At 69.4% G+C, this 23,304-nt stretch carries 18 protein-coding genes and 2 pseudogenes; 11 read left to right on the top strand and 9 right to left on the bottom strand.

The window, feature by feature from the left end:
* Positions 1-191: 191 nt before the first annotated feature.
* The gene (gene pcaB, locus OOT46_RS14360; RefSeq protein ID WP_265404298.1) at positions 192-1,586 is read left to right on the top strand and encodes a 3-carboxy-cis,cis-muconate cycloisomerase; all 1,395 of its coding nucleotides are present in this window, start codon (positions 192-194) and stop codon (positions 1,584-1,586) included.
* Between the two features lie 151 nt (positions 1,587-1,737).
* On the opposite strand, the gene OOT46_RS14355 is transcribed toward pcaB, so the two are convergent.
* From OOT46_RS14355 to OOT46_RS14340, 4 genes and pseudogenes are all read right to left on the bottom strand, one after another.
* Positions 1,738-2,910, bottom strand: a complete 1,173-nt coding sequence (locus tag OOT46_RS14355) for an ABC transporter substrate-binding protein (RefSeq protein ID WP_265404297.1) — start codon at positions 2,908-2,910, stop codon at positions 1,738-1,740.
* Positions 2,911-3,108: 198 nt separating this feature from the next.
* Positions 3,109-3,670: pseudogene (locus OOT46_RS14350) on the bottom strand (3-oxoadipyl-CoA thiolase); the annotation flags it as partial.
* 59 nt (positions 3,671-3,729) lie between these two features.
* Positions 3,730-4,346, bottom strand: a pseudogene (locus tag OOT46_RS14345) (3-oxoacid CoA-transferase subunit B).
* A gap of 43 nt (positions 4,347-4,389) precedes the next feature.
* Complete coding sequence (locus tag OOT46_RS14340) at positions 4,390-5,091, bottom strand: 3-oxoacid CoA-transferase subunit A (RefSeq protein WP_265404296.1); 702 nt, start codon at positions 5,089-5,091, stop codon at positions 4,390-4,392.
* An 87-nt stretch (positions 5,092-5,178) separates the two neighbouring features.
* Between OOT46_RS14340 and OOT46_RS14335 the strand changes: the two genes are divergently transcribed.
* Entirely contained in the window at positions 5,179-5,994 is an 816-nt protein-coding gene (locus tag OOT46_RS14335; RefSeq protein ID WP_265404295.1) for an IclR family transcriptional regulator, read from the top strand.
* 15 nt (positions 5,995-6,009) lie between these two features.
* Here the strand turns inward: OOT46_RS14335 and OOT46_RS14330 are convergent, their stop codons facing one another.
* Positions 6,010-6,834, bottom strand: coding sequence for an IclR family transcriptional regulator (locus tag OOT46_RS14330; protein WP_265404294.1), 825 nt, complete (start codon positions 6,832-6,834; stop codon positions 6,010-6,012).
* A 312-nt stretch (positions 6,835-7,146) separates the two neighbouring features.
* On the opposite strand from OOT46_RS14330, the gene hmgA reads away from it, so the two are divergent.
* From hmgA to OOT46_RS14305, 5 genes are all read left to right on the top strand, one after another.
* Complete coding sequence (gene hmgA / locus OOT46_RS14325) at positions 7,147-8,445, top strand: homogentisate 1,2-dioxygenase (protein WP_265404293.1); 1,299 nt, start codon at positions 7,147-7,149, stop codon at positions 8,443-8,445.
* A 2-nt stretch (positions 8,446-8,447) separates the two neighbouring features.
* On the top strand, positions 8,448-9,764 hold the full coding sequence (gene fahA, locus OOT46_RS14320) for a fumarylacetoacetase (protein ID WP_265404292.1): 1,317 nt from the start codon (positions 8,448-8,450) through the stop codon (positions 9,762-9,764).
* A 112-nt stretch (positions 9,765-9,876) separates the two neighbouring features.
* On the top strand, positions 9,877-10,908 hold the full coding sequence (locus OOT46_RS14315; protein WP_265404291.1) for a TRAP transporter substrate-binding protein: 1,032 nt from the start codon (positions 9,877-9,879) through the stop codon (positions 10,906-10,908).
* Between the two features lie 76 nt (positions 10,909-10,984).
* Complete coding sequence (locus tag OOT46_RS14310) at positions 10,985-11,476, top strand: TRAP transporter small permease (RefSeq protein WP_265404290.1); 492 nt, start codon at positions 10,985-10,987, stop codon at positions 11,474-11,476.
* Positions 11,477-11,658: 182 nt separating this feature from the next.
* A complete protein-coding gene (locus tag OOT46_RS14305; RefSeq protein WP_265404289.1) occupies positions 11,659-12,981 on the top strand; it encodes a TRAP transporter large permease in 1,323 nt (440 codons plus the stop codon).
* A 41-nt stretch (positions 12,982-13,022) separates the two neighbouring features.
* Here the strand turns inward: OOT46_RS14305 and OOT46_RS14300 are convergent, their stop codons facing one another.
* A complete protein-coding gene (locus OOT46_RS14300) occupies positions 13,023-13,238 on the bottom strand; it encodes a heavy-metal-associated domain-containing protein (RefSeq protein WP_265404288.1) in 216 nt (71 codons plus the stop codon).
* Positions 13,239-13,315: 77 nt separating this feature from the next.
* The gene (locus tag OOT46_RS14295) at positions 13,316-13,786 is read right to left on the bottom strand and encodes an Lrp/AsnC family transcriptional regulator (RefSeq protein ID WP_265404287.1); all 471 of its coding nucleotides are present in this window, start codon (positions 13,784-13,786) and stop codon (positions 13,316-13,318) included.
* 119 nt (positions 13,787-13,905) lie between these two features.
* On the opposite strand from OOT46_RS14295, the gene rocD reads away from it, so the two are divergent.
* Positions 13,906-15,159 (top strand): ornithine--oxo-acid transaminase, encoded by a 1,254-nt coding sequence (gene rocD, locus OOT46_RS14290; protein WP_265404286.1) that lies wholly within the window; start codon positions 13,906-13,908, stop codon positions 15,157-15,159.
* On the opposite strand, the gene OOT46_RS14285 is transcribed toward rocD, so the two are convergent.
* A complete protein-coding gene (locus OOT46_RS14285) occupies positions 15,127-17,040 on the bottom strand; it encodes a SulP family inorganic anion transporter (protein ID WP_265404285.1) in 1,914 nt (637 codons plus the stop codon). The genes rocD and OOT46_RS14285 overlap by 33 nt on opposite strands.
* Positions 17,041-17,157: 117 nt before the next feature.
* Between OOT46_RS14285 and OOT46_RS14280 the strand changes: the two genes are divergently transcribed.
* The gene (locus OOT46_RS14280; RefSeq protein WP_265404284.1) at positions 17,158-18,159 is read left to right on the top strand and encodes a 2-dehydropantoate 2-reductase; all 1,002 of its coding nucleotides are present in this window, start codon (positions 17,158-17,160) and stop codon (positions 18,157-18,159) included.
* A gap of 159 nt (positions 18,160-18,318) precedes the next feature.
* Positions 18,319-18,447, top strand: a complete 129-nt coding sequence (locus OOT46_RS14275) for a hypothetical protein (protein WP_265404283.1) — start codon at positions 18,319-18,321, stop codon at positions 18,445-18,447.
* A 24-nt stretch (positions 18,448-18,471) separates the two neighbouring features.
* Here OOT46_RS14275 and OOT46_RS14270 read toward each other — a convergent pair whose 3' ends face one another.
* Entirely contained in the window at positions 18,472-22,617 is a 4,146-nt protein-coding gene (locus tag OOT46_RS14270) for a CheR family methyltransferase (protein ID WP_265404282.1), read from the bottom strand.
* Positions 22,618-22,896: 279 nt separating this feature from the next.
* Between OOT46_RS14270 and OOT46_RS14265 the strand changes: the two genes are divergently transcribed.
* Positions 22,897-23,238, top strand: coding sequence for a response regulator (locus OOT46_RS14265; RefSeq protein ID WP_265404281.1), 342 nt, complete (start codon positions 22,897-22,899; stop codon positions 23,236-23,238).
* The last annotated feature ends 66 nt before the right edge of the window (positions 23,239-23,304 follow it).

Below are 23,304 nucleotides of genomic sequence, written 5' to 3'. Positions count from 1 at the left end.
CCGGTGTGCTGGGCGCGACCTGGCGTCGGAAAACCGCTTGTTGCGCCGGGCAATATAGCCTAGATTCAACAACCGGTTCGCATGACACACAAACGTGCGTTTATCGCACTGCCCCCTGTGACCCCGGCCCCTTCCGGCTCAGCCGATCGCCGCGGTCCCGCTGCGGTTGTTTCCTCCTCCCACCGCTCGCGATGTCGGCATTCGTTTTCGAAGGTTTTCTCTCCACGCCCGAAATGCTGGACATCTTCAGCGAGACGTCGGTGGTCCAAGCCATGATGGACTTTGAAGCCGCGCTCGCGCAGGCCCAGGCCGCCGAAGGCCTGGTGCCCGCCGCGGCGGCGCAGACCATCGCGGGCGTCTGCAAGGCCGAGCTCTACGACGTCGGTGCCATCGTCGGGGAAAGCGGCCGGGCCGGCAGCATCGCCATCCCGCTGGTCAAGAAGCTGACCGAGACGGTGGCGCTGTTCGACAAGCAGGCGGCCGGCCATGTGCACTGGGGCAGCACCAGCCAGGACGTCATCGACACCGGCCTGGTGCTGCTGACGCGCCGGGCCGTCGCGCTGCTCGACCGCGACCTCGCGGCGCTTTGCGCCGCGCTGCTGGACCTGGCCGAAGCACATCTCGACACGCCAGTGCTCGGACGCACGCTGATGCAGCCGGCCCAGGTGCTGAGCCTCGGCTTCAAGCTGACGGGTTGGGCGGCTCCGCTGCTGCGCTGCCGGCGCCGCCTGGGCGATGCCGCGGCACGCGCGCTGAGCCTGCAGCTCGGCGGGGCAGTGGGCACGGTCTCGGCGATGAGCGGATGCGGCCCGGCCGTGGCCCGCCGCATGGCGGAGTGCCTGCAGCTGCGCCTGCCGCCCGCGGCCTGGCACACCCAGCGTGACGAGTGGGTGGCGCTCGGGGTCGAGGTGGGCCTGCTGTGCGGCGTGCTCGGCAAACTGGCCAGGGACCTCTCGCTGCTGGCCCAGGCCGAGATCGGCGAGCTGGCCGAGCCCGCGGGGGCCGAACGCGGTGGCTCCTCGACGATGCCGCACAAGCGCAATCCGGTCGCCTCGATGGTGGCGCTGGCCGCAGCGCTGCGGGCGCCGCATCGTGTCGCCGCCTTGCTGGCGGCCATGCCGCAGGAGCACGAACGCGGGCTGGGCAACTGGCAGGCCGAGATCGCCGAGTGGGCCGGCCTGTTCATCTCGGCCCACGGCGCGCTGAAGGCGCTGGCCGAGGCCGCGCCGGGGCTGCAGGTGGCACCGCAGCGCATGCGCGAGAACATCGACGCGCTGCAGGGCCTGGTGTTTGCCGAGGCGGTCGAGATGCACTGGGCCGCCAGCCTCGGCAAGGCGGCCGCCCACACGCTGATGGAGCGCCTGACGCAGCAGGCGCTGCGCGAGCGGCGCCACCTGCGCGAGGTCGCGCTCGACGCGCTCGAGCGCGAGCCGGAGCTGCGGGGCGCCGGCGCCGGCGGCGCGGCCGAGCTGGATGGCTTGTTCAGTATCGAGGCTGCCGCCGCACCGGCGGCGGCCATCGCGCGTCAGCAGCTGCAGGCCCTGCGCGAGCAGGCCGCGGGCTTTGATGCGGCGCCCGGCGTCTGAAGCGGACCGGCCGCGCGACGGGTCGCTTGTCTTCCCCTCTTCGCGGGCGGCTTGGCAGCGATCGCGGACGGCGCCTCGCACATCGCCATGCTCGAGCAGCCCGAAGCCTTCGAGCCGCTGCTGCGGGAGTTCGTCGGCGTGCACGAGGGTCTCAGCGGATAAAACGGCCGCCGCGGCCGACCATGGTCAGGTCGACGAAATGGCTGGCGTTGCTGCCCGGTCCCGAGAAGTTGACCAGGAAGCCGCCCAGGTCGAAACGCTTCAGGCCCCAGGTCGCCTGGATGAAGTCGGTGCGGCTCGGGTTGCGTCCGGCGCGTCGCAGCGCCTCGATGAACACGCGCGCGTTGATGTAGCCCTCCAAGGCCATGTGCGAAGGCTCGATGGTGCTGCCCAACCAGCGCCAGGCCTGAAGAAAGTCGCGCACCACGGGCAGCATGGTGTTGGTCGGCAGTGGCACCACCTGGCTGACCGTGATGCCGACCGCCTGGTGGCCCAGCGAGGTCAGCGTGCCGGCACCGCCCAGCACCGACAGCGCGTAGAGGGGCAGGCTGCGGCGCAGCGCGCGTGCGTGGCGCACGAACTCCACGGTTGGCCGGCCCGCCAGTGCCATCAGCACCGCCTCGGGCTGGACCCCGGCCAGTGTCTTGGCCGCCGCCTCGGCGCCGCGGCCGTCGCTGTCTATCGTCTCGGCCGCCAGGACGGCGAGCCCGCGGCGCACCAGCGAGGCCTGGGCGGCGAGCAGCACTTCCTTGCCGAAGCTGTTGTTCTGGTAGACCACCGCGATGCGGCGCGGGCCGACGGTCGAGATGTGTTGCACCAGCTGCTCGGTTTCCTCGGCATAGCTGGCGCGCACGTTGAACACGTTGTCGAAGTCCTTGGGCCGCGCGGCCCGCGCGCCGGTGAAGGGCGCGAAATAGGGCACATCGGTGCCCTTCAGCAGGGGCAGCGCGGCCTCCACCATCGGCGTACCCAGGCAGCTGAAGAGGGCGAACAGTGAGCTGTCGGCCATGAACTCGTGCAGGTTCTGAACCGAACGTTGCACTTCATAGGCATCGTCGCGGGCCACCAGCTCGATCTTCGCGCCATTGACGCCGCCCTGCGCGTTCAGCGCGTCGAAGCACGCCTTGGCGCCGTTGTGCACGGCCTGGCCCAGGTCGGCCAGCGGACCCGACAGCGCGATCGATTGGCGCAGCCGTATCGTGCTGCTTGGCTGCGCATGCACCAGGGGCGCGCCGAGACCGGCGGCCATGCCGGCTGCGGCGAGCAGGAGTCGCCGGCGGGGGCGGACGGTGCCGGGGTGGCGGGAAGTCGGCGTGGAGGCCATGGTGCAGCTCCTGGCATCTGCGGGGACAGGCAAGGCCCGTCGAGGACGGGCGGCCCGATGCTAGGAACTGCAGCTTTGCCGACCTGTCATTGCGACGACAAAGTAACGTTGTCCAGGCTCGGGAATTTCCCGTCCTGGCACTCTCGACAGTGGGTTAGCGCCGGGGGCGGCGGCTCCGACCCCGGGACGCGGGAAGGATCAGACCTTTTCGAGGATCAGGGCGATGCCCTGGCCCACGCCGATGCACATCGTGCACAGGGCATAGCGGCCACCGCTGCGATGCAACTGGTTCACGGCCGTGGTCGCGAGTCGGGCGCTTGAGGCGCCGAGCGGATGACCCAGCGCGATCGCGCCGCCATTGGGATTGACGCGCGGGTCGTCGTCGGGCAGACCCAGCTCGCGCAGCACCGCCAGGCCTTGCGCGGCGAAGGCCTCGTTGAGCTCGATCACGTCCATCTGCGCCAGGCTCAGCCCTGCCAGCGCCAGCACCTTGCGGGTGGCCGGAGCCGGGCCCATGCCCATGATGCGCGGCGGTACGCCGGCCGTCGCCATCGCGACGACCCGGGCGCGCGGCGTCAGGCCGTGGCGTGCCGCGCTGGTTTCGTCGGCCAGCAGCAGCGCCCAGGCGCCGTCGTTGATGCCCGAGGCGCTGCCGGCGGTCACGCTGCCCCTGGGCCGAACCGCCGGCTTGAGCTTCGCCAGCGCCTCGCGCGAGACGACGACAGCTTCCCCCCTTCTTCTGCGGCAGGGTCACCGGCGTCGCAGGTGAAAGCATGGTTCATGAGGAGGCCGGTCCGCGAGGGTAAGGGAGCGGCGGGCTCAACGGGCGTCGACCAGCGCGACGGCGGTGAGCCCTTGCAGGTCGTCGAAGTCCAGTCCTTCGACGATGTCGATCACTCGGGGCCCGCCGCTGCCGAGGTCGATGACGGCCAGGTCGGTATAGACCCGGCTGACACAGGCCATGCCGGTGAGCGGGTAGCTGCAGCGCTCCACCAGCTTGCTGTCGCCGGCCTTGGTCAAGTGCTCCATCATCACGTAGGTCTTCTTGGCCCCGATCGCGAGGTCCATCGCGCCGCCGACCGCCGGGATGGCGTCGGCCGCGCCGGTGTGCCAGTTGGCGAGGTCGCCGTTGGCGGCGACCTGGAAGGCGCCCAGCACACAGACATCCAGGTGGCCGCCGCGCATCATCGCGAAGCTGTCGGCATGGTGGAAAAAGCAGCCGCCGTCGAGCAGCGTGACCGGCTGCTTGCCGGCATTGATGAGGTCGAAGTCCTCGTTGCCCGCGGCCGGGGCCGGGCCCATGCCGAGCACGCCGTTCTCGCTGTGCAGCACCACCTCGCGGCCGGCCGGCAGGTGGTTGGCGACCCGCGTGGGCAGGCCGATGCCGAGGTTGACGACCATGCGTCCTCGATGTCGCGCGCCACCCGCGCGGCCATCTGGTCGCGGCTCCATTTCGGGGTCTGGCTCACCGGCGCCTCCTCAGGCGGCGTGCCGATAGCCGGCCGGGCCAGTGGCACTGCGCGGCACCTGCACCAGCCGTCGGACGTAGAGGCCGGGCGTCACCACCGTTTCGGGGTCCAGCGTGCCGAGTTCGACCACCTCGTACACCGAAGCCACCGTGAGCCGGGCGGCACTCGCCATGATGGGCCCGAAGTTGCGCGCCGTCTTGCGGTAGACCAGGTTGCCCCAGCGGTCGCCGCGCTCGGCCTTGATCAGTGCGACATCGGCGTGGATAGGCAACTCCAGCACGTACATGCGGCCGTTGATCTCGCGGGTTTCCTTGCCGCGCGCCAGTTCCGTGCCGTAACCGGTGGGTGTGAAAAAGGCGCCGATGCCGGCGCCTGCCGCGCGGATGCGCTCAGCCAGGTTGCCCTGCGGCACCAGTTCCAGTTCGATGCGCCCGGCGCGGTAGAGGCCGTCGAACACGTGGGAGTCGACCTGGCGCGGGAACGAGCAGATGATCTTGCGCACCCGCCCGGCCTTGAGCAGCGCGGCCAACCCGGTCTCGCCGTTGCCGGCGTTGTTGTTCACGATCGTCAAATCGCGCGCCCCCTGCGCGATCAGCCCGTCGATCAGCTCGGAGGGCTGGCCCGCGCCGCCGAAGCCGCCGATCATCACCGTGGCGCCGTCGCGAATGTCGGCCAGCGCCGCTTCAACGGAAGGGCACATCTTGTTGATCATGGGCGGAGGCAGAACAAGGTCTTGAGTTGAACGAGAAAAGTTCTTATATTGAACACTAGTTCAATATAAGAACAAGTGTAGCCTCTCATGCAAGACCCCTCAAGCCCGGCCCCGGGCGGCGCCCCGCCCGCACGGCAAGAGCCGGGCGACAGCTATGTGCAGTCTTTCGCCCGCGGCTTGTCCGTGGTGCGCACCTTCAGCGCGGAGGCGCCCGCCCAAACCATCACCGAAGTGGCCGAGCGCGCCGGGCTGACGCGCGCCGGCGCGCGTCGCATCCTGCACACGCTACAGCACTTGGGTTACGTGGAGGCCGAGGGCCGGCTGTTCCGGCTCACGCCCAAGATCCTGGACCTCGGGTTTGCCTATCTCAGCTCGCTGCCCTTGTGGAACCTGGCCGAGCCGGTGATGGAAAACCTGGTGCAGCAGATCAAGGAGTCCTGCTCGGCCGCGGTACTCGACGCCAGCGACATCGTGTATGTGCTGCGCGTCCCGACCCACAAGATCATGGCGATCAACCTGGGCGTGGGCAGCCGGCTGCCGGCCTACTGCACCTCGATGGGCCGGGTGTTGCTGGCGGGTTTGGCGCCGGACGCTGTGCAGGCCCGGCTCGCGGCCAGCCCGCCGGAGCCGCGCACGCCCAAGACCGTCACCGACGTGAAGCGCCTCACCGAGCTGGTGGAGCAGGCGCGGCTGCAGGGCTGGGCCCTGGTGGCGGAAGAGCTGGAGGAGGGGCTGGTATCGCTGGCTGCCCCCATCCGCGGGCGGCACGGCGAGGTGGTGGCGGCGATCAACGTCAGCGGCCAGCAGCATCGCACGCCGCCGGTGGTGATGCTGGAGCGTTTCCTGCCAAAGCTGCTCGGCGCGGCCAACCAGATCAGCGGGATGATAGGCGGGCGCAGCTGAGGGCCGGCACCGTCTTCAAGGCAGGCGTTCTCCGAGCCGCTGGCCGATCGTGCGGGCGCACTGCTGCAGTTCCTGCGAGATGAGTCCGTCCCAGCGGGTGTCGAACAGGCCCGAGGGGCCGATGGCCGTCACGGCCAGCACCATCGTCCCAGTGTGGTTGAAGACCGGTGCCGACATCGCGCTCACGCCCTGGATCACCGCGCCTTCGGAGCGGCTCATGCCGTGGCTGCGCACCTCGGCCAGCTGGGGCTCGAATTCCTTCCAGGTCGGCAGCGGCTCGGGCCGCGGCATGCCGGGCGACGGCGGCCCGCGGTCGGCCCTCTCGCGGCGCCGCTCGTCCTCGAGCACCGCCTTGACCTGCCCGGGCGGCAGGTAGGCGGCAAACAGGCGGCCGGACGCGGTGTCGGTCACGGACACCACGGTGCCGTGCCGCATGCTGACATGCACCGGCGCCGGCGACTCCTCCAGCCGCACGATGGTGGGACCGCGGGTGCCCCAGACCGCGATGGCGACGGTGTGGCCGATGCGCTGGGCCAGCTCGGCGATCAGGGGGGTCGCGATCCGCACCGGATCGGCCTGCTGCAGACTGATGAGACCGAGTTGCAAGGCCAGCGGCCCGAGGCCGTAGCGGCCGCTGGTCGCGTCCTGCTCGATCAGCCCCAGCTTGCCGAAGCTCACCAGATAGGGATGCGCCTTGGCCGGCACCATGCCGGCCTCGCGCGCCAAGTCCTTGAGGGCCATGGGACGCCCGTGGTGCGCCAGCGCGAGCAGCAGCTGGCCGCCCACTTCCACGCTCTGGATGCCGCGGCGGTCCCGGTCGGTCTTGTTGTCGTCGTCCACGCTCAGTCTCGCTTGTGCAGGTGCAGGGGCCGAAGCATGCCGCAAGGCGGCCACGCCGCCGGCTGCGCTCGGGGTTTTCCCTTGGTTGCCCGTCGGGGAGCCCTTCGTGATTAGACATTAGCAAACCAATTAACTAAGATCAACTCACGATTCGCTTATGACGAACTACTTCGACAAAGATTAATCGGACCGCCGCTGCTGCGGCGGTCTGCCTGGCGTCCCGATGAGCTGCAGCCCGACGAAAACTTTTGCCTCCCAGGCCGGCCTGGAGGAGAAGAGGGGCAAAGCTGGCATCTTCCTGAGGAGTTATTTATGAGCCATTCCGCCTTGAGCTACCAGAGCGGCTTCGGCAACGAGTTCGCCACCGAAGCGGTCGCGGGTGCGCTGCCGGTCGGCCGCAACAGCCCGCAGCGCGCGCCCTTCGACCTCTATCCCGAGCTGATCTCCGGCTCGGCCTTCACGGCGCCGCGTGCCGAGAACCGCCGCAGCTGGCTCTACCGCAGCCAGCCCTCGGTGGTGTCGGGCCGCTACGCTGCTTATGCCCAGCCGGGGTGGAAGACCGGTGCGGCCGGCGGCATCGCCACGCCGCCCGAGCCGCTGCGCTGGCGCCCGTTTCCGATTCCCGAGGCGCCCACCGACTTCGTCGACGGCATGCGCACCCTGGTGGCCAACGGCGATGTCGAAGCCCAGGCCGGCATGGCCGCCCACGTCTACCTCGCGAACCGCTCGATGGAGCGGCGCGCCTTCGTCAACGCCGACGGCGAGATGCTGCTGGTGCCGCAGCAGGGTCGGCTGCGCCTCGTCACGGAGATGGGGGTGCTGGAGGTCGGGCCGGGCGAGATCGCCTTGCTGCCGCGCGGTGTGGTCTTCAAGGTCGAGCTGCCCGACGGTCCTTCGCGGGGCTACGTCTGCGAGAACTACGGCGCCCACTTCCGCCTGCCGGAGCTGGGCCCGATCGGCTCCAACGGACTCGCCAACGCGCGCGACTTCCAGGCTCCCGTGGCGGCCTACGAGCACGACGCCGGCGGCTATGAGCTCATCAAGAAGTACGGCGGCGCCCTGTGGCGCGCCCCGATGGCGCAGACACCCTTCAACGTGGTGGCCTGGCACGGCAACCTGACGCCGTGCAAGTACAACACCGAGCATTTCATGACGATAGGCTCGATCAGCCACGACCATCCGGATCCGTCGATCTTCACGGTGCTGACCTCCCCGTCGGACACGCCGGGCACCGCCAACTGCGACTTCGTGATCTTCCCGCCGCGCTGGATGGTGGCCGAGGACACCTTCCGTCCACCGTGGTATCACCGCAACCTGATGAGCGAGTTCATGGGCCTGGTCTACGGCCAGTACGACGCCAAGCCCGAGGGCTTCAAGCCGGGCGGCGCCTCGCTGCACAACTGCATGGTGCCGCACGGCCCCGACGCCGAGGCCTTCGAGAAGGCCAGCACCGCGGTGCTCGCGCCGCACAAGCTGGACCACACGCTGGCCTTCATGTTCGAGAGCCGCTTCCGTTTCGTGCCGACGCAGTTCGCGATGGACGGCGGCGCGCTCGACACGGCCTATCCGGAATGCTGGCAAGGCTTGCAGAACTCCTTCAGGAAGGACTGAACATGTACCAGATCGACGACACGCACGACGCCGGCTTGCAGAGCTGGGTCGAGAGCGCCAACCACCCGGCCACCGATTTCCCGATCCAGAACCTGCCGATCGGCGTGTTCCGCCGCGCCGGCAGCCGCGAAACCTTCCGCCCCGGCGTCGCGATCGGGGACCATGTGGTGGACCTGCTGGCGGCGCGCGATGCGGGCCTGCTGCCGCGCGAGGTGGCGGGCTCGCTCGCGGGCTGCGAGCACGGTGAACTGAACGCCTTCATGGCGCAAGGCCCTCATGCTCGCCGCGCATTGCGCCGCGCGCTGTCCGAGGCGCTGCGCAGTGGCAGCACCGCGCAGGCGGCGTTGCAGGCGGCGCTGCTGCGCCAGGCCGACATCGAGCACGCGATGCCCTGCCGTGTCGGCGACTACACGGACTTCTACACCGGCATACACCACGCCACCGCGGTCGGCAAGCTGTTCCGCCCCGACAACCCGCTGCTGCCCAACTACAAGTGGGTGCCGATCGGCTACCACGGCCGCTCGTCCTCGCTGGGCGTGAGCGGCCAGTCCTTCCTGCGGCCCCAGGGGCAGACCAAGGGCACAGCCGACACGCCGGAGTTCGGCCCCAGCAAGCGGCTCGACTACGAGCTCGAACTGGGCGCTTTCATCGCCACCGGCAACACGCTGGGCAGCCCCATCGCGATGGAGCAGGCCGAGGATCATGTGTTCGGTCTGGTGCTGCTCAACGACTGGTCGGCGCGCGACCTGCAGGCCTGGGAGTACCAGCCGCTCGGGCCCTTTCTGGCCAAGAACTTTGCCTCCACGATCTCCCCCTGGATCGTCACGATGGAGGCGCTCGCCCCCTTCCGCGCGGCGTGGACCCGCGCCGCCGGGGACCCGCAGCCACTGTCCTACCTGGACAGCGAAGTCAACCGCCGCCAGGGCGCCATCGACATCACACTGGAGGTCTGGCTGCAGACCTCGAGCATGGCAGCCGCGGGTCAGGCACCGGAGCGCCTGATGCAGTCCAACTTCCGCGACGCCTACTGGAGCGTCGCGCAGATGGTGGCCCACCACAGCGTCAACGGCTGCAACCTCCAGCCCGGTGACCTGCTCGGCTCCGGCACCCAGTCCGGCCCGGAGGACGGGCAGGGTGGTTCGCTGCTAGAACTAACGTGCGGAGGAAAAAGGCCGGTGCGATTAGCGAACGGTGAGACTCGCACATTCCTGGCTGATGGAGATACTGTGATCCTGCGAGCCCAGTGCCAGCGCGACGGTTTCCGACGCATTGGATTCGGGGACTGTGCCGGCACGGTGCTGCCTGCCGGCAAGCGGTGAGGCAGGGACTCCGGTCGCACGAGCCGGGGCCCTCGGAGAGGGCCTGGGCATCCTGATGCTGAGATCGGAGGCGCACGGGCCTCCGAGAAAATCGAGACGGAGACTTGTCCTCATGACGAAGTTGCTCAAGCTGTGCGGCCTGGCCGTGGCCGCTGCCGCCCTGAGTGTCGGCGCCGCGGCGCAGGAAGTCACGCTGAAGGTCCACCACTTCTGGAATCCGCAGGCCATGCCGCCGGTGCGTGTGCTGCAGCCCTGGTGCGACAGGATCGCCGCCGAGTCCAAGCAGCGGATGAAGTGCCAGATCTTCCCGGCCATGCAGCTGGGCGGCACGCCGGCGCAGCTGGTCGACCAGGCCAAGGACGGCGTGGTCGACATCGCCTTCACCTTGCCGGGCTACACGGCCGGGCGCTTCCCGATCATGGAGGTGTTCGAGCTGCCCTTCATGACCAACTCGGCCGAGGCCGGCGCCCGAGCCGCCTGGGACTTCTATGCCAAGTACGCTCAGAAGGAGTTCCCGGGCCTCAGGCCGCTGATGTTCAGCGTGCACGATGAAGGCTATCTGCACACCAGCAAGAAGCAGGTCAAGACCATGGCGGACCTGAAGGGCCTGAAGTTCCGAGCCCCGACCCGCATGACCAACAAGTTGCTGGCGACACTGGGCGCGACCCCGGTAGCGATGCCGCTGCCGGCGGTGGCGGAGGCGGTCAACAAGGGGGTCATCGACGGCTTCCTGCTGCCCTGGGAGGTGATTCCCTCGGTCAAGCTGCAGGAGATGGTGAAGTTCCACTCGGAGACCGAGCCCTCGCGGCCGGCGCTGTACTCGGCGCTGTTCATCCTGGCGATGAACCAGGCCAAGTACCACAGCCTGCCGGCCGACCTGAAGGCCATCATCGACCGCAACAGCGGGGCTGGCTTCTCGGCCACCGCGGGCAAGATCTGGGACGAGAGCCAGGCGGTGGGCCGCAAGCCGGCGGTGGACCGGGGCAACACCTTCTACACGATCCCGGCGACCGAGCTCGACCACTGGATCAAGGCCTCCGCGCCGCTGTACGACGAGTGGGTGTCCAACATGAACAAGGCCGGCCTGCCCGGCAAGCAGATGCTCCAGGACGCCCGCGACCTGCTGGTGAAGTACAAGAAGTGATGCCTGCCGCGCGGCGCGGCGCGGTGCTCGCCTTCGGCGCGCACCGGCTGCTGCCGGCGTCCGGCCCTGGAGCCCCATGTTTGTCTTCCTGCGCACGACGGCGCTGGTGTTCGCGCTGGCCGGTGCCCTCGCGGCCTGTGCCCTTGCTTTCCTCACGACCGCGAGCATCGTCGGTCGAGCCCTCTGGGCAGCGCCCCTACCTGGCGATGTCGAGCTGACGCAGTTCGGCATCGCGCTGTGCATCTCGCTGTGCCTGCCCTGGTGCCAGCTGCGCGGCGCCAACATCACCGTCGACTTCTTCACCGTGCGCGCCGCCGCCCGCACCCGGCGTGTGCTGGACGGCCTGGGCGCGCTGACGATGTCGGCCATGATGGCCCTGCTGGCCTGGCGCACCGCGGCCGGCGCGGTCTCGGTGCAGGAGTCGCACGAGACCTCGATGATCCTCGGCCTGCCGATGTGGGTGGTCTACGCCGTGCTGGCGCCGGGCTTCGCACTGACGCTGGCGGTGGCGCTCTACCAGGCCTGGGGGCACCTGAGGCAGCGCGAGCTGCCCGAGGTGGCGGGATGAGCCCCGCCCGGCCGCCCGAAGGGGCTCGCACCGCAGTGCGCAGCACGGAGGTTACCGAATGAGCCCCGCCCGGCCGCCCGAAGGGGCTCGCACCGCAGTGCGCAGCACGGAGGTTACCCAATGAGCCCCGCCCGGCCGCCCGAAGGGGCTCGCACCGCAGTGCGCAGCACGGAGCTTAGCCAGTGAGCGGCACGGCGGTCGGCGTGACGATGTTCGCCGCGATGCTGGCGCTGATGGCGCTGCGCGTGCCGATCGCGGCCGCGATGTTCGTTCCCGGCGCGCTGGGTTACTGGGCGATGACCAGCGAGCTGGCGCTGCTCAACACGCTCAAGGGCTCGGCGGTGGCGCGGCTGACGGTCTACGACCTCTCGGTGATCCCGCTGTTTTTGCTGATGGGCCAGTTCGCGACGCAGGGCGGGCTCTCGCGCGAGCTGTTCCGGGCGGCGGCCGCTTTTGTCGGACACATCCGCGGCGGCCTCGGCATGGCGGCCATCCTGGCGGCGACCGCCTTCGGCGCGGTGTGCGGATCGTCGGTGGCGACCTCGGCGACCGTCGCCCAGGTGGCTTATCCGGAGATGAAGGCGCATGGCTACCACGGCCGGCTGTCGACCGGCGTGCTGGCCACCGGCGGTTCGCTGGGCATCCTGATCCCGCCCTCGGTGCCGCTGGTGGTCTACGCCATCCTGACCGAGCAGAACATCGCCAAGCTGTTCGCCGCGGCCTTCGTGCCCGGCCTCATCGCGGCCATCAGCTACATCGTCGTGATCGCGCTGTACTGCCGCGCGCGGCCGGAGCTGGCACAGCCGATGGAGCCGCTGCCGTGGAACCGGCGCTGGAAGGCGCTGCTCGGGGTAGGGCCGATCGCGACCGTTTTCGTGATCGTCTTCGGCGGCATCTACCAAGGCTGGTTCACGCCCACCGAGGGCGCGGCCATCGGCGCCCTCGGCACCTTCGTCGCCGGGCTGGCCAGGCGCGAGCTGAACCTCGCAGGCGTCAGGCGCTCCTTCCTCGGCACGGCGGAGACCTCGGCGATGGTGTTCATGATTTTCCTCGGCGCCGACATGATGAACGCCTCACTGGCCCTGACCCAGATGCCGGTCCGGCTGGCGCAGTGGGTGGCGGCGCTGGAGATCGCGCCGCTGGTGATCGTCGCCTTCGTGTTGCTGTTGTATGTCGTGCTGGGCTGCGTGATGGACGAGCTGTCGATGGTGCTGCTGACCATCCCCGTGCTCTTCCCCGCCATCATGGGCCTGGACCTGTGGGGCCTGGACATGCAGGACAAGGCGATCTGGTTCGGCATCCTGGTGCTGATGGTGGTGCAGATCGGCCTGGTGGCGCCGCCGGTGGGCCTCAACGTCTACGTCGTCAACAGTGTCTGCAAGGGCGTGCCGATGGGCGAGACCTACCGCGGCGTGTTGCCGTTCATTGCCAGCGACGTGCTGCGTGTGCTCGTGCTGCTGTTCGTGCCCGCGCTCAGCCTGGGCGCGGTGTGGTGGCTGTTCTGATCGCGTCCAGCGCGCGCCTGGGACATCGCAAGCCGCCCCGGTCATCTCGCGACCGCGTAGCCTTCGTCCACGATGGCCTGCGCCAGCGCTTCGCGCGGGCGGCCGCTGGCAATGCGGACGCTGCCGCTGGACAGGTCGACATCGACGCGGGCCTCGGGATCGAGCGCCTGCACCGCGCGCGTGACCGCGGCGACACAGTGGCTGCAGCTCATGCCCTGCACCTGGAAGCTCTGGGAGGGCGCCGGGGTGGGGTTCATCGGGTGTCCTTTCTCCGCCGCAGCGGACGATGAGTGGGGAAGGCCGCCAGTCTCGGCCTTGCCATGATGCCGCGTCTTCAATCCACCGGCAGCGCCGAGGGCGGCTTGATCTCCTCCATGCAGATCATCGAGCGCACGTCGTCGACACCTGGCACCTGCATCAGCCGGTCGGTGAGGAACTGCGACAGCGACTTCAGATCGCGCGCCACCACCTTCAGCAGGTAGTCGTGATCCCCGGAGACGCAATGGCACTCGATGATCTCGGGGAAGCTGCCGAGCAGCTTCTCCAGCTCGCGCACCCGGCCGAAGTGCTCGCGGTCGATGTTGAGGTTGACATAGGCCATCACCGGGTAGCCCAGCGCCTCGCGCGCGACCTGGGCGGCATAACCCCGGATCACACCGCGCTCCTCCAGCGAACGCACCCGCCGCAGGCATTGCGGGGGCGAGAGGTGCACCCGCTGCGACAGCTCAACATTGGAGGCGCGGCCGTCCTCCTGCAGCACTTGCAGGATGCGGCGGTCGAGGGCGTCGAGTTCGGCGTGCGACATCGTGTTTCCCCTAGGGTGTGCACGATTATTTCTTGAGACGGCCGGGATGCAAAACAAATGGCACGCAAATTTCGCGGCCAGAGGCCTAGAGTGACTCGAAGCATTCGGAGAGACCCACGATGACCCAGAGCACTCTGTCCACGGCACCCGCGACCGCGAGTGCGATCGAACTCGAAGACCGCTGGGGCGCCCACAACTACCACCCGCTGCCGGTGGTCCTGACGCGCGGCGAGGGCGTCTACCTCTGGGACGAGCAGGGGCGGCGCTACCTGGACATGATGTCGGCCTACTCGGCGGTCAGCTTCGGCCACAGCCGGCCCGAGCTGGTCGAGGCGCTGACGCAACAGGCGCAGCGCCTGGCCATCACCTCGCGCGCCTACCACACCGACCGGCTCGGACCCTTCCTCGAAAAGCTCTGCCGGCTGACCGGCCTGGCGCGCGCGCTGCCGATGAACACCGGCGCCGAGGCGGTCGAGACCGCGATCAAGGCGGCTCGCAAATGGGGCTACCGCGTCAAGGGCGTGCCCCAGGGGCAGGCGCAGATCATCGTCGCGGCCGGCAACTTCGCCGGCCGCACCACCACCATCGTCGGCTTCTCCAGCGAAGCCCAGTACCGCGACGGTTTCGGTCCCTTCGCGCCGGGCTTCGTCGAGGTGCCCTACGGCGACGTGGCCGCACTGGAGCGCGCCATCACGCCGCACACCGCGGCCTTCCTGGTCGAACCCATCCAGGGCGAGGCCGGCATCGTGGTCCCGCCGGCGGGTTATCTGCGCGCTGTGCGCGAGCTGTGCACCCGGCACCGCGTGCTGCTCATCTGCGACGAGGTGCAGACCGGGCTGGGCCGCACCGGCCGCGTGCTGGCCTGCGAGCACGAAGGCGTCCTGCCCGATGCGGTGACGCTGGGCAAGGCGCTGGGCGGCGGTCTGCTGCCGGTCTCGGCCTTTGTCGCGCGCGAGGACGTGATGTCGGTGTTCGGTCCCGGCGACCACGGCAGCACCTTCGGCGGCAACCCGCTGGCGGCCGCTGTCGGCCTCGCCGCGCTCGAACTGCTGGAGCGCGAGGGCCTGTCGGAGCAGGCGGAGCGCCAGGGCCGCTACCTGCGCGAGCGCCTGCTGGCGCTGCAGCATCCCGCGGTGCGGGAGGTGCGTGGCAAGGGCCTGCTGGTGGGCGTGGAGATCGATCCGAGGTTTGCCTCCGCGCGCGCGGTTTGCGAGGCACTGATGGCCGAGGGTGTGTTGAGCAAGGACACCCACCACACGGTCGTGCGGCTGGCGCCGCCGCTCGTCATCACCGGCGCGCAGATCGACAGCGCGGTTGCCGCTCTCGGAAGGGCCTTGCGTTCAGTCGAGCCGGACTCCCGGCTCGCCGCCTGAGGCTCGCTCCCCGTCTGCCAGGGACGGCGTCGACGCGGCGGATTCTCTGGGAGGTAAATCCCCGCTCGGCCGGGCCGACGGGGGTTTTTTTTCGCCCGGGCTCGCCGGCTCGAAGGGCGCCCGGTCGCACTCCCAGAAGACGCGCGCCCGGCAGGCCGCGCAGACGCGCGGATCGAGCTGCTCGAAGATGCCGGCGATGGCCGAACGTTTGTCCGGAAAGATGTGGTCGCGCCCCAGCGTCTCGATGAAGCCGCTGCGCTCCCACATCTCCACCACGGGCGGGCGCGGGCGGTGGAAGTAGAGGTCGCCGCCCGCGGCACGCCGTTTCGCCAGCTCGGTCTCCCAGACCTCGGCCCCGGCCACGTCGATGAAGTTCATGCTCTTGCTCATCACCAGCAGGTGCGGTGGCGCCTGGGGGCCGGTCCTGAGGGCATGCAGCCGGTCGGCAACATGCTGAGCCGCGCCGAAATACACCGAGCCTTCCATGCGCAGCAGCTTGAGCTGGGGGCATTCGGGCAGTGCGTCGGCGCGGTCGTCGACGACCACGAAAGGACGCTCCTCGGCCATCGTGTCGAAACCCATGGTCCGCATCGCCGGCCGCGAGGTGCGCCAGAGGTAGCAGACCAGCGAGAGGATGGTGCCGAGCAGGATCGCGGTTTCCAGGCGGATCGTGACGGTCGCCACCAGGGTCGCCGCCGCGATGCCGAACTCGGTCCGGTCGGTACGGGCCAGGCGATGCCAGCGCGGCAGGTCGAGCAGGTTCCAGGCGATGAGCAACAGCAGACCGGCGATGCCGGCCAGCGGAATCAGCCCCAGCAGCGGCGCGGCGACGGCCAGCAGCGCGACCAGCAGCGCCGCCGAGAACAGCGCGGCCAGCGGCGTACGCGCGCCGGCCTCGAGGTTGGGCAGCGAGCGGTTCAGCGACCCGCAGGACACGTAGGACGAGAAAAAGCCGCCGACCAGGTTGGACAGGCCCTGGCCGAGGAACTCGCGGTTGGCGTCCAGGCGCTGCCCGGAGCGCGCTGCCACGGCCTTGGCGATCGAGATGGACTGGCCCAGCGCGACGATGGTCAGCGCGAAGGCCAGGCCGAGCAACTCGGGCAGTGCATCGAGGTCCACCCGCGGGACGTGAAACGGCGGCCAGGCCGAGGGCACTGCGCCGACCGAGGCCACCCTCCAGCGGCCGCCCTGCTGCTTGAGCAGCACTGCCAGCAGCGTGCCGGCCGCCAGGCCGATCAGCATCACCGGCCAGCGCGGCCGCAGCCGCCGCAGGCCCAGCGCGACGACCAGCGTGAGCAGGCCCACCATCAGGGCGCCGGGATGCACGGCCTGGATGTGGGTCGCCAGGTACTGCAGCACGGCCGGCGCGCTGGTACCGGCGGCACGGCCGAAGCCGGCCAGGTCCTTGAGCGCATGCACGCCGATCAGCGCCGCAGCCCCGCCGGTGAAACCCAGCAGGGCGGCCGGCGAGATGAAATTGGCGATGGAGCCGAGCCTGAGCAAGGCCACCGTGGTCTGCATCAGGCCCACCAGCACCGTGACCGCGAGGGCCAGTTCGATGTAGGCCGGGCTGCCGGCCAGCGCGAGCGGAGTCAGCATCGCGAACAGGGCCAGCGAGTTGGCATTGGTGGGGCCGGAGACGACGTGCCGGCTCGAGCCGAACAGCGCCGCCACGGCGCAAGGCACGATGGCGGTGTAGAGCCCGTACTGCGGCGGCAGCCCGGCGAGGGTCGCGAAGGCGATGCCCTGCGGCAGCACCAGCACCGCGCCGAGCAGCGCGGCCAGCAGATCGGCGCGCAAGCTGGCGGGCGACAGCTCCTGCACCCAGGGGCCGAACAGGCGGGCGAGCAGGGGCGGGTGGGCAGGGGAGCGGTCGGTCACGGCGTGGCGGCGAACGGAACAGAGAGAAAAAGAAAAGAAGCGATTCGGACAGCGCAGGATCATAGAGCCCGGGGCGATCCGCCCCGGAGCGGACAAGCAAGACGAGGAAAACACGGCATGGTGACGAAAGGCGTGAAGGTCAACATCTACGGCGCTGGCGCGATCGGCGGTTTCATTGGCGCCCGGCTGGCGGCGTCTGGGGCGACGGTCTCCGCGGTCGCGCGCGGCGCCAACGCGGCCGCGCTTCGCCTGCACGGCTGGCGGCTGCAGACGAGCGACGGGGCCTTCCTGCAGGCCCCGGTGGAGGTGGCCGAGGATCCCGCCGCGCTCGGCCCGCAGGACGTGGTGGTCGTGGCGGTCAAGGGCCAGGCCCTTGACAGCGTCGCCCGCAGCATGGCGCCGCTGCTGGCGCCGCACACGCTGGTGCTGACCGCGATGAACGGCGTGCCCTGGTGGTTCTTCGATGGTTTCGGCGGGCCGTGGGCCGGCCTGCGGCTGGCTTCGGTGGACCCGCAGGGCCGCATCGCCAAGGCCATCCCGACGCCGCACGTGATCGGCTGCGTGGTGCATGCCACCTGCTCCATGCCCGAGCCCGGGCTGGTCCGGCAGGGCTTCGGCCAGCGGTTGATCCTCGGCGAGCCGGCGGGCGGCACCAGCGCGCGGGTGGAGGCGCTGGGGACGCTGCTGCGCGGGGCGGGTTTCGAGGCCGAGGTCTCGCCCGCGATCCAGAAGGACATCTGGTACAAGCTCTGGGGCAACATGACGATGAACCCGGTCTCGGCATTGACCGGCGCGAGCTGCGACCGCATCCTCGACGATCCGCTGGTGCTGCGCTTCTGCCTCGACGTGATGGCCGAGGCGCGCAGCATCGGCGAGCGCATCGGCTGCCCCATCGAGCAGAGCGGCGAGGAGCGCTGCGCGGTGACCCGCCGTCTCGGCGCCTTCAAGACCTCGATGCTGCAGGACGTCGAGGCCGGGCGCGCGATCGAGCTCGACCCGCTGGTGGGCGTGGTGCACGAGATCGCCCGGCACATCGGCCTGGCCACGCCTTGCATCGACGCGCTGCTCGGACTCACGCGCCTGCAAGCGCGGGTGCGCGGGCTCTATCCGGAAGCCTGATTCCCGAGATGCCGTCGCGGCGGCGCCGAGGCGGCATGAGCCCCGCCCGGCCGCCCGAAGGGGCTCGCACCGCAGTGCATAGCACGGAGGTTATCCAATGAGCCCCGCCCGGCCGCCCGAAGGGGCTCGCACCGCAGTGCGCAGCACGGAGGTTATCCAATGAGCTGCGAGGTTTTCGACCAGGTGGCGATCAAGCAGGCCGTGATACACAAGGCCCGCCGGACCCTGGCGATGGTGGGCGCGGCCAAGATGGGCGCGCGGCTGGCCTACCGGATCGAGCGTGGCTGAGCGGCCCGAGGGCGGGCCGCGGCCTCAGCCCGCGCTGTCGGGCGTGGTCTCTTGCAGCACCTGGTGCAGGCTGCGCAACAGCTGCTCCAAGGTGACCGGCTTGCTGAGGTGGGCGTGGAAACCCGTCGCCAGCGCGCGTTGCACGTCACTCGGGCGGCCGAAGCCGCTGACCGCGATCTTGCGCGTCTGGGCGTGCCGCGGCATCGCGACCAGGCGCTCGACCAGCTGATAGCCGTCCATGCCCGGCATCGCGATGTCGGACACGATCACGTCAAAGCTTTCCTTCTCGCACAGGGCCAGCGCCTCGGGAGCGCTGCTCGCCATCTTCACGTCGATGCCCTCCATGCCGAGCAGCCGGCGCAAGGTCTCGGCAGTCTGGCGCTCGTCGTCGACCAGCAGCACCCGCACCCCTTCCAGCCCGCCTTGCTGGCCCGGCCCGCCCTGCGGTTTGGCGCAATGCTCGTCGGGGCCGGTGGGCAGGCAGACGACGAAGGTGGTGCCGTGGCCCGTGCCCAGCGAGCGCGCCTCGACCCGGCCGCCGTGCAGCCCGACCAGCTGCTTCACCAGCGCCAGCCCGATGCCCAGCCCGCCTTCGTGGCGGATGCTGCGCGACTCGGCCTGCTGGAACATGTCGAACACCTTGGGCAGGAACTCGGGCTCGATGCCGCGGCCATTGTCGACCACCTCCAAGCGGGCCTCGCCTTCGACCAGGCCCAGGCGCAGCACCACCTGGCCGCCGCTGGGGGTGAACTTCACCGCGTTGCTGACGAGGTTCCAGGTGATCTGCTCCAGGCGCACCGGGTCGGCGTGCAGCAGCAGCGGCTGCTCGGGAAGCTCCAGCTGGATGTCCAGCTGCTTGGCCAGTGCGTCGGCGGCGACCGCCTCGGCGATGCGCTGCACGATTGCGAGGAAATCCACCTGCGTGCGCCTGAGCGTCAGCTTGCCGGTGTTGAGCCGCGACAGGTCGAGCAGGTCGTCGATGATCTGGGCCTGGCTGAGCACGGTGCGGTGGATGGTCTCGGCGGCCTGCACGACGGCCGGCACCTCGCGAGCCCCCGGCAGCCGGGTCAGCAGCTCCGCGTTCATCTGGATCAGGTTCAGCGGGTTCTTGAGCTCGTGCGACAGGACGGCCAGGAATTCGTCCTTCAGGTCGCTGCTCATCTGCGCCACGGCACGGCCGCTGGTTTCCCGGCGCAGCAGGGCCTCGCGCTCGCCCTCCAGGTTTTTGCTGCCGGTCAGATCGCGCGCGATCTTGGCGTAGCCCTGCAGTTCACCGTCGCGGTAGAGCGGCGTCACGATGCCGCTACAGAAGATGCGCATGCCATCCATGCGCAGGTGCCAGCGGTCGTCCTCGGCGCGGCCCTGTTCGCGGGCGCGCCGGAGTTCACCTTGCAGGCCCTCGGGGGGGGCGTCGTCGTCCTGACCGAACAGGAAGGACAGCGACTTGCCCACCACCTCGGAGTCAGGGTAGCCGAAGATGCGCTCGGCCCCCTTGTTCCAGGTCGTGATGCGGCCCTCCAGGTCCATCGTGATGATGGCGTAGTCCTTGGTGCTCTCGGCCACCAGGCGCATGCTCTCCTCGGCCTGGCGGCGGGTGGTGATGTCGATGAAGGTCAGCACCGCCCCGTCGATGCGGTCCTCGGTGGTGCGGTAGGGCAGCAGGCGCGCGAGATACCACTTGCCGTCGCTGCTCGAGACCTCGCGCTCGATCTGACGCAGCGACTGGAAGGCTTCGGTCGCATCGTCGGCCAGCGTCTCGTAGTCGAGGCGGTGCCGGATGTCCAGCAGCGAGCGGCCGACGTCGCTCGGGATGATGCTGAAGATCTGCGTCGCCCGCGGCGTGTAGCGCTTGATCGCCATGCCGCGGTCGATGAAGACAGTCGCGATGTCGGTCGAGGCGATCAGGTTCTGCAGGTCGTCGTTGATCTTGCCGGTTTCCTCGACCTTGGTCTTGAGCTCGTGGTTGACCGTGATCAGCTCCTCGTTGATCGACTGCAGCTCTTCCTTGCTGGTCTCCAGCTCCTCGGTCGTGGAGCGCAGCTCTTCGTTGATCGCCTGCAGCTCCTCGTTGGAGGCCTTGAGCTCCTCGGTGGAGCTCTCCGACTGCTCGATGGTGTTCTGCAGCTGTTCCTTGGTGCGCTTGAGTTCCTCCTCCAGCTGCATGATCAGCGGGTCGCGCCCCTGGGCGTCGGGGGCCGCCGCATCGTTCGCGAGCGAGTCCTCGGCCTCGGCGAACACGACCATCACCAGCTGGCCGCCGGCGGAGGGCTCCTGCACCGGGCGCACCACCATGTTGACGTAGCGGGTCCGCTGGTTCTCGTCGCCCAGGCGCACGCGCCGGGCCTCGACGCTCTTGCCGGTCTGCAGGGCCTGGTAGAGCGCGGTACGCAACTCGAGCCGGAGCTCCGGGCGCACCAGCGTGAGCAGGTGGTGCGAGGGCGTGCCGGCGGCATAGCGCAGGAAACGGCCGGCCTGCTCGGAGAGGTGGACGATGTTGGAGTCGGCATCCATCAGCACGCTGGGCGGCGCGTATTGCTCGGCCAGGCGCTGGTGGATCTCGGCATAGGTGACCTTGCGCCGCTCCACGCCGGTCTCGCGGCCGGGCAGGGGCGGCGTCTCGAAGGTGCGGGCGGGCACGCTGGTGGTGTAGCGGGCGGCGTGGGGCACGGCGTTGGCGCGGTAGATGCGGTTTTTCTTGTCCACCACCGAGAAAAGCTGCGAAGCAGCGTCGGCGGACTCGGAGCTGCCCAGGAAAAGATAGCCGCCCGGACGCAGCGCGAAGTGGAACATCTCCAGAATCTGCGGATGAATTTCGCGGTCCAGGTAGATCAGCAGGTTGCGGCAGGAGATGAGGTCCAGACGCGAGAAAGGCGGGGCGCGCAGGATGTTGTGGGCCGCGAACAGGACCTTCTCGCGCACCTCCTTGCGGATGCGGTACTGGTGCGCCTCCTTCTGGAAAAAGTGGCGCAGCCGGGTGGGCGGCACATCGGTGACGATGGACTCCGGATAGGCGCCGCTGCGCGCGATGGCGATGGCCTGCTCGTCGATGTCGGTGGCGAAGATCTGTACTTCCCTCGGGCTGGAATGCAGGGCCGCGTGTTCATGCAGCAGCATCGCGATCGAGTAGGCCTCTTCGCCGGAGGCGCAGCCGGGCACCCAGGCGCGTACCATGTCGTGCCCCAGGGTGCGGTCGAACAGGCTCGGCAGCACCTCGCGCTCCAGCGCCTCGAAGGCCTCCCGGTCACGGAAGAAGTTCGTCACGCCGATCAGCAGATCCTTCAGCAGCGCGGGGGCTTCCTCCGGCTGCTTGTTCAGGAAGGCGCGGTAGGCCGGCAGGTGGGGCAGGGCGTTGACCTGCAGCCGGCGTTCCAGCCGGCGCAGCACGGTGGCCCGCTTGTAGTGGCGAAAGTCGTGGCCGGTGCGGGTGCGCATCGTCAGCATGATGTCGCGCAGCGCCTCGTCGGATTCCTTCTGCGCAGAGGCGCTGAGCTGCGTGTGGGTCTGTGGGACGGCGTTTTCCTCGTCCTTGACCTCGGGCAGTTGGATGCGGCGCGCGTTGCCCCATATCTCGATCAGCTTCTGCGGCATTTCGACGACCGGGAGCACCCAGTCCACCGCGCCGGTCGCGATCGCGGCGCGCGGCATGCCGTCGAACTCGGCGTCCTCGGGCAGCTGTGCCAGCGTGACGCCGCCCTGCTCCTTGATGCGGGCGATGCCGCCGGCCCCGTCGGAGCCGGTGCCCGAGAGCACGATGGCGAAGGCGCGGTCGCGGTGGACCAGCGCCAGGCTGCGGAAGAACAGGTCGACGGCGACATGGCGTCCGTGCGGGCGGTGCTGCTCCTCCACGCTCAGATAGCCGTCGTTCATCGAGAGGTGTTTGGTCGGCGAGATCACGTAGACGTGGCCCGCCTCGATCGACGTGCTGCCCTTGACCTGCACCACCGGCATTTTCGTCACGCCCTGCAGCAGCGTGTCGACATCGCTCGGGTGCTGGGGCGAGAGATGCAGGATGACGACAAAGGCCATGCCATTGTCCGCCGGCAGGTGTTGAAAAAAGCGCAGGAGCGCGGAGAGTCCCCCTGCCGAAGCGCCTATACCCACGACGGGGAAGTTGAGGGCGCTGGGAATGATGTCGCCCACGTCAGGCAGCGAGGGAGTGGTGGGGCTCATGGGGTGATTCTAGGGAGCCGCAGTGAGAATCAGGCATTTCAAAACGCACCCGTGCGCGGCGCAGGGGCGCGCGCCGGGCAACCCGGAAAGCACGCGTGGTGCCAGGTCGGTATGGCATCCCGATTGCTCGGCTGGGGAGGCCACGGAGAAAGGAGGATGACCATGAGATCGTCGAATCCCGGAACGCCGACGGCAAGACCCGGCGCATATCGTCCGGCTCCTGCGAGAGCCCCCCTCACCCAAGAGAAGACAAAGACCGGCGCTCCCCTGCGCATTCTGGTGGTCGACGATTGCGAGGAGGCAGCCGGCCTGCTGGCTTCACTGCTGAAGCTGGCGGACCATGAGGTCGCCATCGCCCGCGACGCGGAGCAGGCCCTCCTCAGCGCCGCGTCCTTCCATCCCGACTGCGTGATCCTGGACCTGGCGCTGCCCGGCGTCAGCGGACTGGAGCTGGCGCGCCGGCTGAGCGCCGAGTCGCGCGGCCGGCCGCTGCGGCTGATCGCGTTGAGCGGCTGGTCGCCCGACGAGTACGCGGCTGCGGCGGAGGCGGCCGGATGCGAGCAATACCTCACCAAGCCCGTGGATTTCGCGCGCCTGGATGCGTTGTTGTCAGCGAACTAGCGTTTTTTCAACCGGCCCGTGCACGGGTCCGGTCCTGCATCAGCCGGCATTGACGCGCCCCGGGGT

The sequence above is a fragment of the Aquabacterium sp. A7-Y genome, from assembly GCF_026153205.1.
Classification (GTDB): Bacteria; Pseudomonadota; Gammaproteobacteria; order Burkholderiales; family Burkholderiaceae_C; genus Caldimonas.
The sequence above is the reverse complement of the archived record's forward strand: the minus strand, read 5'-3'. Positions and strand labels throughout refer to the sequence as shown.

Coding starts and splice junctions, on each gene's coding strand:
- pcaB (WP_265404298.1), top strand. CDS start 192: ATGTCGGCATTCGTTTTCGAAGGTTTTCTCTCCACGCCCGAAATGCTG.
- OOT46_RS14355 (WP_265404297.1), bottom strand. CDS start 2,910: ATGGCCTCCACGCCGACTTCCCGCCACCCCGGCACCGTCCGCCCCCGC.
- OOT46_RS14340 (WP_265404296.1), bottom strand. CDS start 5,091: ATGATCAACAAGATGTGCCCTTCCGTTGAAGCGGCGCTGGCCGACATT.
- OOT46_RS14335 (WP_265404295.1), top strand. CDS start 5,179: ATGCAAGACCCCTCAAGCCCGGCCCCGGGCGGCGCCCCGCCCGCACGG.
- hmgA (WP_265404293.1), top strand. CDS start 7,147: ATGAGCCATTCCGCCTTGAGCTACCAGAGCGGCTTCGGCAACGAGTTC.
- fahA (WP_265404292.1), top strand. CDS start 8,448: ATGTACCAGATCGACGACACGCACGACGCCGGCTTGCAGAGCTGGGTC.
- OOT46_RS14315 (WP_265404291.1), top strand. CDS start 9,877: ATGACGAAGTTGCTCAAGCTGTGCGGCCTGGCCGTGGCCGCTGCCGCC.
- OOT46_RS14310 (WP_265404290.1), top strand. CDS start 10,985: ATGTTTGTCTTCCTGCGCACGACGGCGCTGGTGTTCGCGCTGGCCGGT.
- OOT46_RS14300 (WP_265404288.1), bottom strand. CDS start 13,238: ATGAACCCCACCCCGGCGCCCTCCCAGAGCTTCCAGGTGCAGGGCATG.
- OOT46_RS14295 (WP_265404287.1), bottom strand. CDS start 13,786: ATGTCGCACGCCGAACTCGACGCCCTCGACCGCCGCATCCTGCAAGTG.
- rocD (WP_265404286.1), top strand. CDS start 13,906: ATGACCCAGAGCACTCTGTCCACGGCACCCGCGACCGCGAGTGCGATC.
- OOT46_RS14280 (WP_265404284.1), top strand. CDS start 17,158: ATGGTGACGAAAGGCGTGAAGGTCAACATCTACGGCGCTGGCGCGATC.
- OOT46_RS14275 (WP_265404283.1), top strand. CDS start 18,319: ATGAGCTGCGAGGTTTTCGACCAGGTGGCGATCAAGCAGGCCGTGATA.
- OOT46_RS14270 (WP_265404282.1), bottom strand. CDS start 22,617: ATGAGCCCCACCACTCCCTCGCTGCCTGACGTGGGCGACATCATTCCC.